This is a genomic window from Rhodanobacter ginsengisoli (genome assembly GCF_042657065.1).
Classification (GTDB): domain Bacteria; phylum Pseudomonadota; class Gammaproteobacteria; order Xanthomonadales; family Rhodanobacteraceae; genus Rhodanobacter; species Rhodanobacter ginsengisoli.
Genome location: NZ_JBHSNF010000013.1, coordinates 1 through 644 on the forward strand (window position 1 = coordinate 1; position 644 = coordinate 644).

1 protein-coding gene is annotated in these 644 nt (G+C 66.9%); it reads left to right on the forward strand.

The genetic code is table 11. The annotated features are described in order from the left end of the window. Window positions 1–14: 14 nt before the first annotated feature. The coding region (locus tag ACFPPA_RS19055; RefSeq protein WP_377322846.1) for an autotransporter-associated beta strand repeat-containing protein at window positions 15–644 on the forward strand (630 nt) is incomplete at its 3' end.

Genomic DNA, 644 nt, shown 5'->3' on the forward strand with positions numbered 1-644 from the left:
TGAGTACGACCGGCATGCAGTTCGCGACCAACGGCTATGTGCTGGACGGGAACGCGCTGACCCTGGTCGCCAACGGCAGCATCGCTCCCGCGATCCGGGTCGGTGACGGCAGCAGTGGCGGGGCCGGCTATGTCGCCATCGTCGACAACGTGCTGACCGGTAGCGACGGCCTGGTCAAGACCGATTACGGCACGCTGACGCTGACCGGCGCCAGCACCTACACGGGCGGCACCACGATCGGCGCCGGCACGCTGCAGCTCGGCAATGGCGGCACCACGGGCTCGATCGTGGGCGATGTCACCGACAACGGCACGCTGGCTTTCGACCGTTCCGATGCCGTTACCTTCGGCAACGTCGTCAGCGGCCCGGGCACGCTGTCGCAGTCAGGCAACGGCACGCTCACGCTGAGCGGAAACAACATCTACACGGGCACGACCACGATCAGTGCGGGCACGCTGGCTCTCGCCGGCACGGGAGGCATCTCCCACTCCAGCAACATCGTCGACAACAGCACATTCGACATCAGTGCCGCGGCCGGCGGTGCGTCGATCGTCTCGCTGTCGGGCAACGGCAACGTCAGCCTGGGCACGAACAACCTCACCCTGAGCAACGGCAGCAGCACCTTCGCCGGCACGATCAGCGGC